Origin of the sequence: Mangrovibacter plantisponsor (genome assembly GCF_003182475.1) — a bacterium.
GTDB classification, from domain to species: Bacteria; Pseudomonadota; Gammaproteobacteria; order Enterobacterales; family Enterobacteriaceae; genus Mangrovibacter; species Mangrovibacter plantisponsor.
The window spans coordinates 1-14,586 of record NZ_QGTS01000022.1; the positions used below are offsets into that span (position 1 = coordinate 1).

13 protein-coding genes and 1 tRNA gene are annotated in these 14,586 nt (G+C 49.7%); 5 read left to right on the top strand and 9 right to left on the bottom strand.

Annotation, left to right across the window (positions count from 1 at the left end; genetic code table 11):
• Positions 1 to 430: 430 nt before the first annotated feature.
• The 9 genes from DES37_RS23410 to aspA form a co-directional block, all read right to left on the bottom strand.
• The gene (locus tag DES37_RS23410; RefSeq protein ID WP_245930171.1) at positions 431 to 976 is read right to left on the bottom strand and encodes a CpmK protein; all 546 of its coding nucleotides are present in this window, start codon (positions 974 to 976) and stop codon (positions 431 to 433) included.
• The gene (locus DES37_RS23415) at positions 973 to 1,521 is read right to left on the bottom strand and encodes a carbapenem self-resistance protein CarG family protein (RefSeq protein WP_110028065.1); all 549 of its coding nucleotides are present in this window, start codon (positions 1,519 to 1,521) and stop codon (positions 973 to 975) included. The genes DES37_RS23410 and DES37_RS23415 overlap by 4 nt, the downstream gene beginning before the upstream one ends.
• Positions 1,518 to 2,384 (bottom strand): SUMF1/EgtB/PvdO family nonheme iron enzyme, encoded by an 867-nt coding sequence (locus DES37_RS23420; RefSeq protein WP_245930173.1) that lies wholly within the window; start codon positions 2,382 to 2,384, stop codon positions 1,518 to 1,520. The genes DES37_RS23415 and DES37_RS23420 overlap by 4 nt, the downstream gene beginning before the upstream one ends.
• A gap of 739 nt (positions 2,385 to 3,123) precedes the next feature.
• A tRNA-Phe gene (locus tag DES37_RS23430) sits at positions 3,124 to 3,199 on the bottom strand.
• A gap of 115 nt (positions 3,200 to 3,314) precedes the next feature.
• A complete protein-coding gene (locus DES37_RS23435) occupies positions 3,315 to 3,890 on the bottom strand; it encodes a transcriptional regulator (protein ID WP_036103516.1) in 576 nt (191 codons plus the stop codon).
• A gap of 14 nt (positions 3,891 to 3,904) precedes the next feature.
• On the bottom strand, positions 3,905 to 5,662 hold the full coding sequence (locus DES37_RS23440; RefSeq protein ID WP_110028067.1) for a protein-disulfide reductase DsbD: 1,758 nt from the start codon (positions 5,660 to 5,662) through the stop codon (positions 3,905 to 3,907).
• Positions 5,638 to 5,961 (bottom strand): divalent cation tolerance protein CutA, encoded by a 324-nt coding sequence (gene cutA, locus DES37_RS23445; RefSeq protein ID WP_036103201.1) that lies wholly within the window; start codon positions 5,959 to 5,961, stop codon positions 5,638 to 5,640. The genes DES37_RS23440 and cutA overlap by 25 nt, the downstream gene beginning before the upstream one ends.
• A gap of 94 nt (positions 5,962 to 6,055) precedes the next feature.
• On the bottom strand, positions 6,056 to 7,357 hold the full coding sequence (locus DES37_RS23450) for an anaerobic C4-dicarboxylate transporter (protein ID WP_110028068.1): 1,302 nt from the start codon (positions 7,355 to 7,357) through the stop codon (positions 6,056 to 6,058).
• Positions 7,358 to 7,469: 112 nt separating this feature from the next.
• Positions 7,470 to 8,906: an aspartate ammonia-lyase gene (gene aspA / locus DES37_RS23455; protein ID WP_110028069.1), complete on the bottom strand. Its 1,437-nt coding sequence runs from the start codon at positions 8,904 to 8,906 to the stop codon at positions 7,470 to 7,472.
• 345 nt (positions 8,907 to 9,251) lie between these two features.
• Here aspA and DES37_RS23460 point away from each other — a divergent pair, with 345 nt between their 5' ends.
• The 5 genes from DES37_RS23460 (at position 9,252) to DES37_RS23480 (ending at position 14,495) form a co-directional block, all read left to right on the top strand.
• Entirely contained in the window at positions 9,252 to 9,725 is a 474-nt protein-coding gene (locus DES37_RS23460) for an FxsA family protein (protein ID WP_036103191.1), read from the top strand.
• A 134-nt stretch (positions 9,726 to 9,859) separates the two neighbouring features.
• A complete protein-coding gene (locus DES37_RS23465) occupies positions 9,860 to 10,153 on the top strand; it encodes a co-chaperone GroES (RefSeq protein WP_036103188.1) in 294 nt (97 codons plus the stop codon).
• 46 nt (positions 10,154 to 10,199) lie between these two features.
• Positions 10,200 to 11,846, top strand: coding sequence for a chaperonin GroEL (gene groL, locus DES37_RS23470; RefSeq protein WP_036103186.1), 1,647 nt, complete (start codon positions 10,200 to 10,202; stop codon positions 11,844 to 11,846).
• Positions 11,847 to 11,973: 127 nt separating this feature from the next.
• The gene (locus DES37_RS23475; RefSeq protein WP_036103184.1) at positions 11,974 to 12,327 is read left to right on the top strand and encodes a DUF4156 domain-containing protein; all 354 of its coding nucleotides are present in this window, start codon (positions 11,974 to 11,976) and stop codon (positions 12,325 to 12,327) included.
• Positions 12,328 to 12,854: 527 nt separating this feature from the next.
• Positions 12,855 to 14,495, top strand: a complete 1,641-nt coding sequence (locus DES37_RS23480) for a methyl-accepting chemotaxis protein (protein WP_110028070.1) — start codon at positions 12,855 to 12,857, stop codon at positions 14,493 to 14,495.
• Positions 14,496 to 14,586: the final 91 nt, after the last annotated feature.

Below are 14,586 nucleotides of genomic sequence, written 5' to 3' on the forward strand. Positions count from 1 at the left end.
AGCGAGTTTCAGGGCTTCATCGCGGAATTCGGGGGTGTACTGTTTACGTGCCGTTTTGCTGGTTGATGCTGGTTTTGTCATGAGTAATCACCTCTTACTTGAGAGTTTACTCACTTAGTTGCGTGTCCACTAATGGTGGGGAGGATCAGCCCTCTTACCTTTTAGCATCTTCATTCATCCTTTCTTAATGACTATGTATGGATGTAGATATACATGAGGAGATGGATTGGCGTCTTTCAGTTAGTGCCATTTTTAGACGACGGGTTGGATAAGCTGTACTGCAATCTTTTTAATAGCGTGCCAGTCCGTCCGCTCCTGGCACGTAGAGGTCGGTCAGGGGCAGCGATGTCCGCTGTGAGCGAACAGCGGACATATTTAGCTTGCGAGCCTGCAATCCGAGCACTGCCAGGAATTATGCAGGCGGTATCAGCTAATACAGTAAATCAAGCTGCTCAGGCTCATTGATAAGCCGGATTGCTCCCTGACTATCAGTTCTGAACAACGCCTGATAGCGCACAGAATCAATGCCCATGACCAGATTATCGAGGTCGGTATTAGCGACGCGGACAGAAGGATGCCTTGCCCAGTCAGGTAAGGCATGAATGTAATAAGTAAAAATTACATCAGTGAGTCCTGCGTTATCTGTAGAAATAGCCTGTATATTTCTGACGCGCATGGTTCCGTAGCAAAAATCATGATGCTTACGGAATGAAGCCTGACCGTACGGTGTGAGAACCCAATCTTTCCTTCCAGCCTTCACATGTGAGATCAACAGACCGGCATCGACAAGCGCCTCCATTTTGGCATTAATCCATCGATCGCTGCCCATTCTTATGGAAACGGGCCACTGCTTTTCACCCAGACAGAGAGACTGGCTGTTGAGAGATTGCTGTATCAGATGTCGATACAAATTTTCGCTGGACGCCTGTGAGTAGAGTGGAAAAAGAAAGAGTAAAATCCCTGTAATGCGTTTCAACGAAACTCCTCCATGTTTATCGTTTTAAAAGCCTCATCCACATCATCCACTGCACGTGCAGTGAGATACACCCCGGCTGGCGCCCAGAAAAAAACTGAAGTTCCTGGGTCGGAATTACTTTCTTCAAGCCGGAATCGTGAAAATTTCACCCGCAACTTATCAGTAAAGTCTCCGCTACCATCACTGCCGGCATATTTGACTGCCCTGACAAGATAAACCTGGCCCTTGTAGCGATGAAGTTCTATACCGCCTACCCTGAGGGCAGACGCTGACAGTTTTAAATCTGTCCACGTAAAGCCATCATCGTCCGGAACCGGCACAATAAACCATGTGTTCTTCTGTCTGATAAAAATACTCAGGGTTTCGCTGGGATGAGAGGTGTTATTGTCATAAATTGCGAAAAAAACGGCGTCAGGTACGCCATCACCATTTAAATCAATACTATTAAGTCCTTGATTAATATGGATTCGCGTGCTGGCTAGTGACAGAGCAGGAAAGCTCAAAAGAGCGGCCGTCAGCATAATAAAAGGAATCTTTAGGTTCAATATTTCCGTACCAGTCTGAAGCCGACATCCGGCAGAGCGTAGCCAGCACTGTGTGTATCGCAGTTTGCCAGACTACTCGTATGGACCATGTAACTGCCGCCGCAGAAATAATACATTTTTACGCCGGAAATCGTGTCGAAAGCATATACCCATTCTGCAACATTACCGCTCATGTCATACAGACCTGCCGCGTTAGGCTTGAAGCTTTTTACCGTAGCAGTTCCGAAATCCGGATGGTTAAAATCAGGGAAACATGCGACAGCACTTGCGTTTTTGCTGCCAGCGAAGCTGTAACCATAAGTACCATTTTTCAGACCGGCGACGCCTCCACGTGCTGCTACCTGCCACTCCTCAGCTGTAGGCAGGCGATAACCCTCAGCCTGAGGATCTACCGTGAATGCGTAGCTGGCGCTATCGCGTGCAGGTGCACCGTTTCTGTTGAGGTAGACAGGCCTGAGCCGCGTCTTTTCGCTAAGCGCATTGGCAAAAATTACAGCATCTGCCCATTCAACATTGGTTACAGGATGCGCACCCTTATCAGTATCTGCAGGCAGGCAGTCTTCGTTGGCTGCTCCGTTACAACCACTGCCAAATGCGTAACCGTGCTGAGTAGCCCATGTATGAACGTCGGTATAAAGACGATAAGTAACCTCTGAACGCATTATCCTGAAAGCATCCAGCGTGATATTGGGATGTTCCGCATAGTCATGCTGGCCAAAAACACTGCCGACATAATATTTACCGCTGGGGACGACGGCTTCATCAATGGGCTGAAATGCAGAGGCAAAGGAGGAAAAAGTAAAAAGCAGAAAAGTAAATTTATAGTTCACAGAGCCATCCTGACTGAAAGTAGCCATTTGCATGGCTGATTCCACAAGTTACAAAACTATAACAGCATCTTGTTTACGAATCTAAAAAAATACTAAGCCAGTAAATTCTACTCATCTCTTAGGTTGCTGATATAATATGACTTTCACTCTCCTCATGCTCATTGGCGAAACTTTAATAAAGCACTATCAATAATGTCTTTATCACTGTTGTGGGTTTCCAAAAGAGGAGTTTCTCAAGGGCTGCTTAAATGTCCGCTCCTGGCACGGAACGGACCTTCATTGACGCTATGACAGACCTAAATTGCTGCTCAGCAGGGATTTTAACGCCGCCATTAACTTCACTTACTGGGGGCTTAACAGTGGCTGTGAAAAGTTGGTTGACGGAGGGCTGATAACCGATTTTATTGAGAACCGTGAGCAAGGCCGGGAATCCTTTCCGGGATTGTGAGGGGTTGAGCAAGCCTACCGGCGCGGTAGTGTTTTGCACACATCCGAAGTGAAGCGAGGCTGCTTGTCTTCTCCTGACCGGACAAAGACCGGATGCTGCCTTGCTGTCATCAATTCACCAGTAGGTATATCTGGTGGAAATAGTATTTATTGGCAGAGTGAAGACCAGCAGACGTTGGCACAATGACCGGAAGGGCATCGCTAAAGGAAAATGCTCAGGTGGGGCTCAAGGTGTAAAGCAGTGCGTCCTGTGGCCAGCACGACCAGAAATCTACCGGAACTCCAAAAAGCAAAAACCCGCCTTTTGGGCGGGTTCTTTAAATAGTGGTGCCCGGACTCGGAATCGAACCAAGGACACGGGGATTTTCAATCCCCTGCTCTACCGACTGAGCTATCCGGGCAACGGGGCGCATTAAACCGTAAAGGCCGCAAGGCGTCAACGCCTTTATCGCAAAAACACGGCAAATCTCATCTGATTGCCTGCTTTTTGTGCATGGTCAGACAAAAAGTGTCCGGTCAGGTGAGGGCACCAGCCTGGCGGCACTGTGCAAAGCGCAAAATATCCTGCGCCAGCCGGGCTGCGGTGTCCACATCTTCCTGGTGGCGTTTAACTAACAACTTGCTCAGGCAGCCTTCCAGAACCAGTTCCATTTGGTCTGCCACCATTGCCGGGTCGTCAACGTCCAGGCGGTTGAGCAGAGTATGGGTATATTCCCAGGCGGCACGTTTTTGTTCCGTTGCCAGTTGGTGGATAGGGTCTTCTGCATCTGGCCAGAAACTACAGGCCGCAATAAACAGGCAGCCAGGGTAACGTTGTTGCGCCACACACTCGGTCAGTGTTTTATAACGAGCCAGCAGTTTTTGCTCGTCAGACAGTGTGTCATCCAGCAGCAACTGGCGGCGGTGCGTTTCAATTTGCTGGCTGTGGTAACGCAGCGCATCGTAGATAAGGGCTTCCCGGTTGGGCCAAAAAAGTTGCAGTGACTCAACGGTTTTACCTGTTTCCCCGGCTACATGATCCAGTGTGACAGTTGCTAACCCTTCACGCTCCATCACCAGTAGCGCAGATTCCAGTACAGCTTCACGTTGCACGAAATAACCCTCCATCACTGTTCATTAGTGTCAATTGTTGTTGACCCAGGCAGTTTCTGCAAATGGCGAATGAACTCCGGAGCACCCATAAAGCCGGTGACCCGCAAGTTATCAAGGGGCTGGCCCTGCCCGTCAAAAAACAAAATGGTCGGTAGCCCCAGAACCTGGTGTGCAGCCAGCAATGCCTGGTTTTGTGGTGAATTGTCTGTGACATCCACCTTCAGCAGATGTACCTGTTTCAGTGCCTGTTGCACGCCGGGATCACTGAAGGTGTATTTTTCAAACTCTTTACAGGCAACGCACCAGTCGGCGTAGAGATCAACCATCACTGGCTGCCCAGGGTGCTGCTCAAGGTAGCGTTGCAGTTCGCTATTATCTTTTATTGGCTGAAATACCAGATGGCTTGCGGATGCAGACTGCGGCGCACCAAATACCCAATCCTGTAATGGCCGGGCACACACTAATGCAGCAGCGAATAACAGGATTTGCACTGCCCGCACCGCAGGGTGCTTAACAGCCAGCAGGGTAATAAAGCCCCAGGAGAAAAACGCCACACCTAATAACCCCCACAGGCGAGGCTCCCAGACACCGGGCAAAATGCGGGATACCAAAAAGACCGGCAGCGCCAGGATAACAAAGCCGAATGCAACTTTTACCTGCTCCATCCATGGGCCGCTTTTCGGTAGCAGGCGACGCCCAAAGAGTGCGACTGCCACCAAAGGTAACCCCATCCCGGTGGCATAGCACCACAGAGTCAGACCGCCGAGGGGCAGGTTCCCGCTCTGGGCGATGTACAGCAGAATTGCACTGAGTGGCGCGGTAGTGCAGGGGGAGCAAATTAGCCCGGCAATGGCTCCCATAGCCAGTACACCGGGGGCAGAACCGCCTTGCTGGCGGTTACTTAACAGAGCCAGGCGGGTTTGCAGTGAACCAGGTAATTGCAGGCTGAATACCCCAAACATGGATAACGCGAGCAGGATAAACACTGTTGAAATAATGCTTAACACCCACGGGCTTTGCAGCGCGGCCTGGAAAGGCAAACCCACGGCCGCCACAACCAGCCCCAACAGTGTGTAGGTAAGAGCCATACCCTGTACATATAACAGTGCCAGCCACAGCGTGCGGCGCTGTGATAATTGCCCGTTGCCCAAAATAATGCCGGAAACCAGGGGGTACATGGGCAGTACACAAGGCGTGAAGGCAATTCCTACGCCAATCAACAATGCCCAAAGTGGGGAGAAAGGGCTGTTCGATGGCGGGGTGCTCAGTGTCTTCCCCTCGCCTGGAGGTATGGCTGTTTTTTCGCCGGTTTCAGAACCCTGGGTTATGGAAGATGACGCGGCCGGCACTACCTCACTGAGCGGAATATCCTGGCTTTCGGGTGGGTAGCAAACGCCATGGTCAGAACAGCCTTGCCAGGTCACGGTGATATGCGCGGACTGGCTGGCCTGCTTCAATACCACAGACAGCCTGAGTTGCTGGCGGTAGACTTCGCTGTCACCAAAAAATTCATCGTGGTGGGATTCACCCAGCGGGAAAGTCACTTCGCCCAGAGTAGCCGCTGTGGGCGTCAGTTTTATCTGTGCCTTATACAGATAAAATCCTGGTTTTATCTGCCAGCGCAACATCAAATGCTGTTGCTGTTGCTGAAAATCGAACTGAAATGCCTTGCTGGCAGGGACAAAATTATTGGTGTTCTGGTTATCAAACAACCCGGCAAATACCGGGGTGCTGAGCAGGCAGAGGATCAGGACAAGGATGCGTTGAGCCATGAAAGGTATTCTTTATCGCCATCGGTTACCGGTAAAACAAGCAACTCGGGGGTTTGGTAAGGGTGGTGGTTTTTCAGGCAAGCCAGTAAAGCGGGCTGGTGTTGTGAATTGGTTTTCAGAATCAACTGCACTTCATATTCCTGCTCCAGTTTACCTTCCCAGTAGTACATGGATGATGCGCCAGGCAGAATGGTGACACAGGCGGCCAGCTTTTCAGCTAAAACTTGCGCAGCCAGTTCCTGGGCTGTGGCTTCATCGGGTGCGGTACACAGCACGACTACAGCGTCTGTTGTTGCCATGGATGAACCTCTGGTTAACCAAAACCACGACTATAACACGATGCTGAGATAAGCGAGTGACCGGGCCTGTTCCAGGCCCGGAATTTGAGTTGTTTTACAGAATAAGCCCGCCAAAAATAAACCCGAGAATGACACACAGGATAATGGCAACCACACCAGGCACCAGGAAGGGGTGGTTAAACACATATTTCCCAATACGTGTGGAGCCGGTGTCGTCCATTTCTACTGCGGCCAGCAACGTTGGGTAGGTGGGCAGTACAAACAGTGCGGAAACCGCAGCAAAAGAGGCCACGGCTGCCAGCGGGCTGACACCCAGCATTAATGCTGCGGGCATCAGTGCTTTGGTGGTTGCTGCTTGCGAGTAGAGCAGGGTCGCGGCAAAGAACAACACTACAGCCAGTAACCAGGGGTAGTTGTGCAATAACCCCCCAGCCAGGTGCTGAATATCTTCGATGTGGCCTTTGACAAAGGTGTCGCCCAGCCAGGCAACACCCAGCACACAAATACAGGCGCTCATGCCAGATTTAAATGTACTGGCATTAAGGATCTCGCTTGTATTGGCTTTACACGTCAGGCAGATAAGTGTGGCGACAGTCAGCATAAACACCACAATGGCTTCATTACGTGGCAACACCGGGTTGTCAATTAACCCAACGGTTGGGCTGATGGCGGTGGCATACAGAACAACCGCAACGATCCCGGCAAGAAACAGCATTACAGCGCGCTTCGCATGGGGTTTAAGTACAATTTTGCTGGCACCACGCAGGACGATTTCACCTTTCGCCAGCTTTTCCTGGTATACCGGGTCATCTTTCAGTTCACCGCCCAGGAAGTTACACAGTACCGCTGTCAGCATAACGGCAACAAAAGTGACGGGGATACACACGGCCAGAAGTTGCAGGTAGCTGATACCCAGTGGTTCCAGAATACCGGCGAAGAACACCACTGCCGCGGAGATGGGCGACGCGGTAATGGCAATTTGCGATGCGACAACGGCAATAGAAAGTGGTCGGGAAGGGCGAATACCTTGTTCTTTTGCCACTTCAGTAATGACTGGCATGGTGGAAAACGCGGTATGCCCGGTGCCCGCCAGAATGGTCATCAGCCAGGTTACCATGGGGGCAATAAAGGTAATGTACTTGGGGTGACGGCGTAGTAATTTTTCAGCCAAACTGACGAGGTAGTCCATCCCTCCGGCTACCTGCATGGCCGCTATGGCTGCAATTACCGCCATAATAATTTCAATCACGTCAAAGGGAATGGCACCGGGAGGTACCTGGAAAAACAGTGTTAAAACCAGGACACCCAGCCCACCGGCGAAACCGATACCGATGCCCCCGAGCCTGGCACCCAAATAAATTGCCGCCAGGACAACAACAAGTTGTGCTCCAAACATATGATCTTCCTTGGTTAGTTAGGTTTACGATAAGAAAATGTTATGACATTGTTCACTCCAAAATAAAAAGGCACGCCAGAGACGTGCCATTTTGTTGGGTTATAGCCGATACTTACTGTTCGCTTTCATCGGTGTACCTTTTGGCTTTATACGCCGGGTGCATCAGGTTGTTGACAGAGAAAATGTCATCCAGCTCTGCTTCTGTCAGCAGGCCGCGCTCCAGCACGACTTCGCGGACACTTTTCCCGGTTTCTGCACAGATTTTACCGACGATATCGCCGTTGTGGTGGCCAATAAACGGGTTAAGGTAGGTGACAATCCCGATAGAGTTATAGACGTAGCTTTCACACACTTCTTGGTTAGCGGTGATGCCATTGACGCATTTTTCCAGCAGGTTGTAGCAGGCGTTGGTCAGAATATGAATGGATTCAAACATGGCCTGGCCAATCACGGGTTCCATAACGTTCAGCTGTAATTGCCCGGCTTCTGAAGCCATGGTAACGCAGGTATCGTTGCCAATAACTTTAAAGCACACCTGGTTGACTACTTCTGGTACCACCGGGTTGACCTTGGCGGGCATGATGGATGAACCGGCCTGGAGCTCTGGAAGGTTGATTTCGTTCAGCCCGGCACGTGGCCCGGAAGAGAGCAGGCGCAGGTCATTACAGATTTTGGACAGTTTTACTGCCAGGCGTTTCAGGGAGCTGTGCACCATGACATAAGCACCACAGTCTGACGTGGCTTCAATCAGGTCTTCCGCCGGAACACAAGGCAGATTGCTCACTTCCGCCAGTTTTTGTACTGCCAGTTGCTGGTAGCCATCTGGTGTGTTCAGACGAGTGCCGATAGCGGTGGCGCCCAGGTTGACTTCCAGCAGCAATTCGCCGGTACGCAACAAGTTTTTGGTTTCTTCATTGAGCAGAACATTGAAAGCGTGGAATTCCTGGCCCAGGGTCATAGGCACTGCATCCTGCAACTGGGTTCGGCCCATTTTCAGGATGGTTTCGAACTCAACTGCTTTTTTCTGGAAGCCTTCTCCCAGTTGGTGAATAGCATCAACTAACTTGATAAGTGAGGCATAAACCGCAATCCGGAAACCGGTAGGGTAGGCATCATTGGTGGACTGGCAGCGGTTAAGGTGATCATTGGGGTTCAGGTACTGGTATTCCCCTTTCTGGTGGCCCATCAGTTCCAGACCAATGTTGGCAAGCACCTCGTTGGTATTCATGTTAACGGATGTGCCCGCACCGCCCTGAAACACATCGACCGGGAACTGGTCCATGCATTTACCGTTGTTCAGTACTTCATCGCAGGCAGCTATAATGGTGTTAGCAATACTGCGCGGAATGGTTTGCAGCTCTTTGTTTGCCAGTGCCGCCGCTTTTTTCACCATGACCATACCGCGAACAAATTCGGGGATATCGCTGATTTTACTGTTGCTGATGTAGAAGTTCTCAATCGCTCTGAGCGTGTGTATACCGTAGTAGGCCTCTGCCGGCACTTCCCTGGTACCTAACAAATCTTCTTCAATACGAATGTTGTTTAGCATGTGAATCAACCTTTTTTCGTGTTCAGGCGAACATGGATAAAAAATACACACAAACGATATGTGGTTATTCCATCACGTAACCGACGATTATGTCCATTTTGGCTACGTGGTTAACATGATATGCTGATCATAGCCGATTGCCGTAATCTCGATCACTTATTATCTGTGAATTTCCATCACGGTTACTAATATGTGAATTAGCTCACCGCTCCTACCCTTTTCATAAAAAAAATGGGTTGGCGATTGATTTTTGCGCTCAGGCCCCCACTTCTGATTACAGGGTTTACGTGTCCCTCTTCATTCTATGCAGGTAGCGTAGCTGCCTGATGTCTAACAGGAGCCATTGTGCGCTGGATACCGTTTCTTGCTTTTTTTCTCTATGTGTATGTAGAGATCTCTATTTTTATTCAGGTTGCCCATGTGCTGGGTGTACTGCTGACACTGATTCTGGTGATTTTCACTTCAGTGGTTGGTATGTCTCTGGTGCGTAACCAGGGTTTCAAAAACCTGATGCTGATGCAGCAGCGTATGTCTGCAGGTGAAAGCCCTGCGGCTGAAATGATCAAAAGTGTTTCTCTGATTATTTCTGGCCTGCTGTTGATCCTGCCAGGGTTCTTCACTGATTTCCTGGGGTTGTTACTTCTGCTACCCCCTGTTCAGAAACACCTGACGATGAAATTAATGCCACATTTGCGGTTCAGCTGGATGGGCGGCAATTTTAATGGCGCAGGTCAGGGCGGGCAGACATTCGATGGCGAGTTTCAACGCAAAGATAATTCGTCAGACCGCCTTTCAGACCACGATCGTGATGAGCGATAAAAAAATCTGAAAATTTTTCATTTCTCCCCTTGAAGGGGAGAAAGAACATCCCCATCTCTCTGGTCACCAGCCGGAGAAGATGAACCGGCATAACCCCTATAACTGATACGGACTTTCTCAAAGGAGAGCTATCAATGAAAATTCGTCCATTGCATGATCGTGTGATCGTCAAGCGTAAAGAAGTTGAATCTAAATCAGCTGGCGGCATCGTTCTGACTGGCTCTGCTGCGGGTAAATCAACTCGCGGTGAAGTTTTGGCTGTGGGCAATGGCCGCATCCTGGAAAACGGTGAAATGAAACCTCTGGATGTGAAAGTGGGTGACATCGTAATTTTCAACGATGGTTACGGCGTTAAAGCTGAGAAGATCGACAATGAAGAAGTGTTGATCATGTCTGAATCCGACATCCTGGCAATTGTTGAAGCGTAATTACCACGCGCGATAACACTGAACGAACGAATTTAAGGGAAAGAAAATGGCAGCTAAAGACGTAAAATTCGGTAATGACGCCCGTGTAAAAATGTTGCGTGGCGTGAATGTCCTGGCAGACGCAGTAAAAGTTACCCTGGGGCCGAAAGGCCGTAACGTAGTCCTGGACAAATCTTTTGGTGCACCGACCATCACTAAAGACGGTGTATCTGTAGCGCGTGAAATCGAACTGGAAGACAAGTTCGAAAACATGGGCGCGCAAATGGTGAAAGAAGTTGCCTCTAAAGCGAACGACGCTGCAGGCGACGGTACCACCACTGCAACCGTTCTGGCGCAGTCTATCGTTAACGAAGGCCTGAAAGCAGTTGCTGCTGGCATGAACCCGATGGACCTGAAACGCGGTATCGACAAAGCAGTTGCTGCTGCTGTTGAAGAACTGAAAGCTCTGTCTGTACCTTGCTCTGATTCCAAAGCAATCGCTCAGGTAGGTACCATTTCTGCAAACTCCGACGAAACCGTGGGTAAACTGATTGCAGAAGCGATGGAAAAAGTGGGTAAAGAAGGCGTTATCACCGTTGAAGAAGGCACTGGCCTGCAAGACGAGCTGGACGTTGTAGAAGGTATGCAGTTCGACCGTGGCTACCTGTCTCCTTACTTCATCAACAAACCTGAAACTGGCGCTGTTGAACTGGAAAACCCGTTCATCCTGCTGGCTGACAAAAAAATCTCCAACATCCGCGAACTGCTGCCGGTTCTGGAAGCGGTAGCTAAAGCAGGCAAACCGCTGCTGATCATCGCTGAAGACGTTGAAGGTGAAGCACTGGCTACGCTGGTTGTTAACACCATGCGCGGTATCGTGAAAGTTGCTGCTGTTAAAGCTCCGGGTTTCGGCGACCGCCGTAAAGCAATGCTGCAGGATATCGCAGTACTGACTGGTGGTGCGGTGATTTCTGAAGAAATCGGCATGGAACTGGAAAAAGCGACTCTGGAAGACATGGGTCAGGCTAAACGCGTGGTTATCAATAAAGATACCACCATCATCATTGATGGCGTGGGCGATGAAGCTGCAATCCAGGGCCGTGTTGGTCAGATCCGTCAGCAGATCGAAGAAGCGACTTCTGATTACGATCGTGAAAAACTGCAGGAACGTGTTGCCAAACTGGCTGGCGGCGTAGCCGTTATCAAAGTTGGCGCAGCTACTGAAGTTGAAATGAAAGAGAAGAAAGCACGCGTAGAAGACGCACTGCACGCAACCCGTGCTGCTGTGGAAGAAGGCGTGGTTGCTGGTGGTGGTGTGGCGCTGGTTCGCGTTGCTGCTAAAATCGCTGGCCTGACTGCTGCAAACGAAGACCAGAATGTCGGTATCAAAGTTGCGCTGCGCGCAATGGAATCCCCGCTGCGTCAGATCGTGTCTAACGCCGGTGAAGAACCGTCAGTGGTTGCCAACAATGTGAAAGCGGGTGAAGGTAACTACGGTTACAACGCTGCAACTGAAGAATACGGCAACATGATCGATATGGGTATCCTGGATCCAACCAAAGTAACCCGTTCTGCACTGCAGTATGCATCTTCTGTTGCTGGCCTGATGATCACCACTGAATGCATGGTGACTGACCTGCCGAAAGATGACAAAGCTGATTTAGGCGCTGCTGGTGGTATGGGCGGCATGGGTGGCATGGGCGGCATGATGTAATTGCCCTGCACCTTAAGTTAGCAGAAAAAGCCCCTGGTGAATTTCACCGGGGGTTTTCTTTTTCTGGGTGTGGTATAAGGTTTATCTGGTTAAATTGGCGCGATTTTTTTTACTAATGGGGAATCATATGCAAATAAAACTATCGGCCGGGTTAATTGCCGTGGCTGCGTTATTGGCAGGGTGTAGCGCCAGTAATCAACTGACTTCCGCCGGGCAATCCGTTCGTTTTGTTGAAGATAAGCCTTCCAGTGAGTGCCAGTATCTGGGTACTGCAACAGGTGAGCAAAGTAACTGGTTGTCTGGCCAGGCCGGTAATGAAGGCGGCTCATTGCGTGGTGCAGCGAATGATCTGCGTAACAAAGCAGCTGCGATGGGCGGTAATGTGCTTTACGGTGTCAGCAGCCCAACCCAGGGCCTGGTTTCCAGTTTTGTACCAACGGCCAGCGAAATGACTGGTCAGGTTTATAAATGCGCGCAGTAACTGTTTTTGGGCACCGGGCAGTATGTGTCTGTGTACACACTGCCCGTGTGTGTTTCTTTTTTTGAGTCGTTTTTTTCTGAACTGATGCCATACCCTGGCGCTGTCACTTTTCGCTGCAGCGTTAACATTTTACTGCTGGTTAATTCTCTTTTTCATCCCCGGCCATTTTTACGTCTTTCAGCTTCTCATTACTCTGTTTTTGTTTGCATCAAACGCAAATTATTAATTGCCATAATTAAGCGTTAATTAAATATATAACAATATGAACTCAGGTTATATTTAGCATGCTATATTAAATTTGGCTTTATTTATCAATATATTAAGATGCCTTAAGCTTTATTTATTGTGATATTTTTCACAGCATTCAAAACTTTCTGCGCTTAATAATAAATAAGGCTCAAGGTGCTTTGCTACCCTGCCGATAACAGAAAACAGATAAAAGTGAGTGCCTGTATTTTTGCGTTTTATTATTTCTGTTGAAAACCAGTTTTATACCATAAATAAATCCATCGTTACCGGGAGGATGTATGAACATCACCAAGCGCTTGTTGCTTGCTTTTTCTCTGCTGATATTAAGTTTGATTGTTACCAATGTTATCTCAATGATTTCATTATCTAAGATAAGTGATGATGCAACCTATTTTCAGGTGAATACGTTGCCCAGTATTACTGTAATCAATAATGAAATGATGAAGGTTACCGATATCCGTTCTCAGTTATACCAGCATGGTTTAACCGAAGACCTGGCCGGAATGAATGCAATTAAAGCCAATGCGATCGCGCTTTATGATGAACTGTATAAAGCCCACCAGCATTACCTGAATGATTTGATCTCTGATGAGCATGATGCCGCGCTGACGAAAAAAACGATGGCGGACCTCGAAAGTTTCCGTGGCGTGATGGATCAGTTCTTTAAAATTTCCGAATCCAACGACCGTGCAGAAGTTACCAAAGCGATGCGTACCGGCGGGCTGGTGGCAGACAAGGTCAGCCTGTTGGCACAGGATTTTAAAGCACAGGTTGAATACAACAACCAACTGGTTAATGAAGCCAACCAGAAAAGTAGTAGTCTGATTCACCGCTCAATGACGCTGTCTGTTTCTGCCACATTACTGGCTACCATTATTCTTGGTGCGTTTGGTCTGGTGACTGTGCTTGGTATTCGCCGCCGCCTGAATGAAATGAAAAGCGGTATGGTCACCATCAGTGAAAACCTGGATTTAAGCCACCGTATGTCTGCTGGCCGCCAGGATGAAATTGGTATGGCTATCACTGCATTTAATAACCTGGTGGCCCGGGTGGCAGAAGCCATGGCACAGGTACGTGGTGCCTCGCGCTCAGTCAGCTCTGCGGCCAATGAAATTTCGCTGGGGAATAACGAGCTGTCTGCCCGTACTGAACAGCAGTCTGCGGCGGTAGTTGAAACAGCGGCAAGCATGGAAGAACTCAGCTCTACTGTTAAACAGAACGCCCAGAACGCGCATCAGGCAAGCCAGTTGGCAATTGCCGCGTCAGACACTGCGACCCATGGCGGGCAGGTAGTCAGCTCTGCAGTGGCCCGAATGAAAGACATTAGCGACAGTTCACGCCGTATTGCTGAAATTACATCCGTCATTAACGGGATTGCTTTCCAGACCAATATTCTGGCACTGAATGCCGCGGTGGAAGCGGCTCGTGCCGGTGACCAGGGGCGTGGGTTTGCGGTTGTGGCAGGGGAGGTTCGCTCACTGGCACAACGCAGTGCTCAGGCGGCAAAAGAGATTGAGACCCTGATTCAGGAGTCAGTTAAACATGTGGATGAAGGCGCCCGTCAGGTGGATCTGGCTGGTGAAAGCATGAGCGGTATTGTGAACTCAGTAACCCAGGTGAAAGACTTGATGCAGGAAATTGCCGCCGCGTCAGATGAACAAAACCGTGGAATTAGCCAGATTGCCCAGGCAATGACAGAAATGGATACCACTACACAGCAAAACGCCGCGCTGGTACAGGAGTCGTCTGCCGCTGCAAACAGCCTTGAAGACCAGGCAGATAAATTGCAGCAAATGGTCAATGTGTTCCGCTTACCTGGCGGGCACCATGAATCAGCCGCACCATCTCGTTCCCGTGCGCCACAACTGGCAGCACCAGCGGGTGCAGGTGGGAACGACACTGGCTGGGAAACGTTTTAACGCATAACAAGCCCGAAAGCCTGTCACGCCCTCTTTCCCGGTAGGCTGACAGGCACCTTTCACTGCCGAGGCAGGAGCCCGGCAGTGCTTT